At 38.0% G+C, this 653-nt stretch carries 1 protein-coding gene; it reads left to right on the forward strand.

Features of this window, described 5'->3' with window-relative positions; genetic code table 11:
* The coding region (locus HK11_RS11670) for a hypothetical protein (protein WP_233133468.1) at positions 1-629 on the forward strand (629 nt) is incomplete at its 5' end.
* Positions 630-653: the final 24 nt, after the last annotated feature.

A 653-nucleotide genomic window follows, 5' to 3' on the forward strand; every position in this document is an offset into this window, starting at 1 on the left:
GGCATAACCCTGATAATATTGTTCATTTTATACTCAGAAATACAGACTTTAAAGAACCAGACCGGCATATGACTATTCCGGCTGCGTTGTTTATGGATGGCATAATGCCGCAAGAAGGCGGCGTGGATAGCGGCATTCTTCTCGAAGTGCACTGGCCTGACTTCTCTGGTCATGTTGCTGACCTGACAAAAAATGCCGTCATGATTTTAGTAAACACGAAAAACCCGGAGCGAAGCGATACACTCGACACTAAAGACGTGCTTCAGTTAAATGTTATGGCAACGACAAGAAATGCTTCTGATCTTTTTCACCCTGATGTACCGATAAAACTCGTTACACCAAAGCCAATTCCAGAACAAACCATTCCATCAGATATTATGCAGGTGGCTAACCAATTGAACCCACTTATAGCAAATAATTACACACAAATTTATACTGATAGCGCGATAAGCCCATCTCGTATGATATCATGCGAAGCACGTAATAATAAAACAGAGTTTTCTTCTTGTTCTGATACATTTTTTTATAAAAATCTATGGTTTAAAGTGAGCTATGATCGTCCTTATGTTGCAGAATGGAAGAACATAGAAGAAACTGTAAAAAATAATTTCGATATATACATGAGATAGCTATAAAATTATGAAAACGCTTTT

Source organism: Acetobacter sp. DmW_043 (assembly GCF_002153485.1).
Classification (GTDB): Bacteria; Pseudomonadota; Alphaproteobacteria; order Acetobacterales; family Acetobacteraceae; genus Acetobacter; species Acetobacter thailandicus.